Below are 1748 nucleotides of genomic sequence, written 5' to 3'. Positions count from 1 at the left end.
GACCTGCTCTCCGCCTGCCCCGAGATGACCACTCTCGCCAGTCGGGCGCGCGAGTTCGCCGCCATCCTCACCGGCCGCCGCGGCGAGGACCTGCCAGGCTGGATCGCCACAACTCGCGCGGACACGCTGCCCGGCTTCGAGTCCTACCTCGACGGACTGGACAAAGACCTGGATGCGGCGATCGCGGGCCTGACCCTGCCCTACAGCAACGGACCCACCGAAGGCGTCAACACGAAGATCAAGCTGCTCAAGCGACAGACCTACGGCAAAGCCAGCTTCAGCCTGCTACGCAGGAGAATTCTCCTCACCGACTGACCTCACCGTCGGGCGGAGGCCATCCTTGATCACGCAATTATGGACAGAGCCGAACGTTTGACAGTTCCCCAAGCCAGGGCGTCAGCTCCTGGCTCATCGCCGCGCAGGGCGGCTTCGCCTCACTTTCGGTCGCGCCGACAACGGTGACGAACCTAAGAGCGGTCAACCCGAGCATCGTGAGCACGGTCGTGTGTCCGGTGATGCTGCATGACATGTCGTCTCGCTTCTCTGTCTCCGCTGTCCGGTCCCTCGGGGTCTCAGGACCAGGGCGAGCACTTCTGCTCAGGCTGGTATGCCTTGTAGCAAAGCCTGGTGACGAATACCTCCGTGTTGCTGTAGCTACCAGAGTCCGGAAGGGTCGGATTGACTGAGCCGTCGAACTTGCCCTGCATCGTCAGGTAAGTCCTCGACCCGAAGTAGTCGTGCGTGTAGTTGCCGTAGTACTTCCCATCTCCGGCCGGGAACCAGGTCCGGCAAGCGAAAACGAAGCTGGTCGAGGATTCGGGGTGGATGAGCTTCTTGCAACCCCGCCCAGGCTGCTCCGTAGCCGCTACGCCGGCGAGAGACGCTCGCCGATCGCCCGCGGAGGCTGGACTGGTGACAACCAGAAGCAGAGTGGCGGTCAGAACAGCCACCAAAAGCGGAACAACCCTGTTTTCAGGCATGCTGGACTCACTGGTCCTTTCGGCAGAAGTTGCGGTGATGTCATGGCATGGAACATAGGTTCTGCAACAGTCACTAACCGGACAACAGTTATATGACCGGAACGCGGGTCAGCCGATCCGCCAGGCCAGCCCCTTCGAGTCGCTCGACGGCTTCAGCACAAAGTCCACAGCACGTTTGAAGGTGTCCAGGTGGACCATTGCCGCGCGCTGCCCCTGCTGCCGAATGTGCTGCAGCAACAGCGGTTCGGGCGCCAGGCGATAGTTCCGCAGGTAGTACGTCACGATGTCGGTCCACACCCACATACCGTCGGTGACGAAGTTGGTGGGCACGGTCGCTGTGCGGGCCGGTTCCACGACGTCGTCCATGAGCGTCGGCGTGATGAGGATCGGCGTTCCGCTCTCGAGGTAGCCGACGAGCGCTTCCAGTTCATCCGAGGGCCTGGACTCGCGGGTGGTCCTCGACGAAACCTGGGCCGGACTCGGGATCCACGAAGTCGAACACCCTCGCGAGCTGGAACTCCTGCTGTGCGGTCACCGGCTTCTCCTTCTCGGGGTGTGACACCAGTTCACCGTGCCGAGCCTCTGGAGACCATGAGGAAGTGGAGGCAGAACCCACCGGCAGTTCCTGCTGCCGAAACCGCGGTCGGGTCTGCTGCACGAGTAGGTGACAGTGTGACCTGCCCTACTGGATCGTTCCAGAGTTGGTGGCTAACTGGCGGCCTGTTCGAGAGGCTGTGCACTGTTCCCCGTCCGTACCCCGCCGAGTTC

At 62.5% G+C, this 1748-nt stretch carries 4 protein-coding genes; 1 reads left to right on the top strand and 3 read right to left on the bottom strand.

What is annotated here, in order from left to right:
- On the top strand, window positions 1-315 hold a 315-nt coding region (locus tag BLQ91_RS39950; protein WP_218130586.1), incomplete at its 5' end, for a transposase.
- A 257-nt stretch (window positions 316-572) separates the two neighbouring features.
- On the opposite strand, the gene BLQ91_RS39945 is transcribed toward BLQ91_RS39950, so the two are convergent.
- The 3 genes from BLQ91_RS39945 to BLQ91_RS43565 form a co-directional block, all read right to left on the bottom strand.
- Window positions 573-980 carry a hypothetical protein gene (locus tag BLQ91_RS39945; RefSeq protein WP_143023127.1) on the bottom strand — a complete coding sequence of 136 codons (408 nt, stop codon included), beginning with the start codon at window positions 978-980 and terminating at the stop codon, window positions 573-575.
- Window positions 981-1088: 108 nt separating this feature from the next.
- Window positions 1089-1346: a hypothetical protein gene (locus BLQ91_RS43275; protein ID WP_245734346.1), complete on the bottom strand. Its 258-nt coding sequence runs from the start codon at window positions 1344-1346 to the stop codon at window positions 1089-1091.
- 61 nt (window positions 1347-1407) lie between these two features.
- On the bottom strand, window positions 1408-1542 hold the full coding sequence (locus BLQ91_RS43565) for a hypothetical protein (protein WP_281199973.1): 135 nt from the start codon (window positions 1540-1542) through the stop codon (window positions 1408-1410).
- Window positions 1543-1748 lie beyond the last annotated feature (206 nt).

Source organism: Lentzea jiangxiensis (genome assembly GCF_900104175.1).
Classification (GTDB): Bacteria; Actinomycetota; Actinomycetes; order Mycobacteriales; family Pseudonocardiaceae; genus Lentzea; species Lentzea jiangxiensis.
The sequence above is the reverse complement of the archived record's forward strand: the minus strand, read 5'-3'. Positions and strand labels throughout refer to the sequence as shown.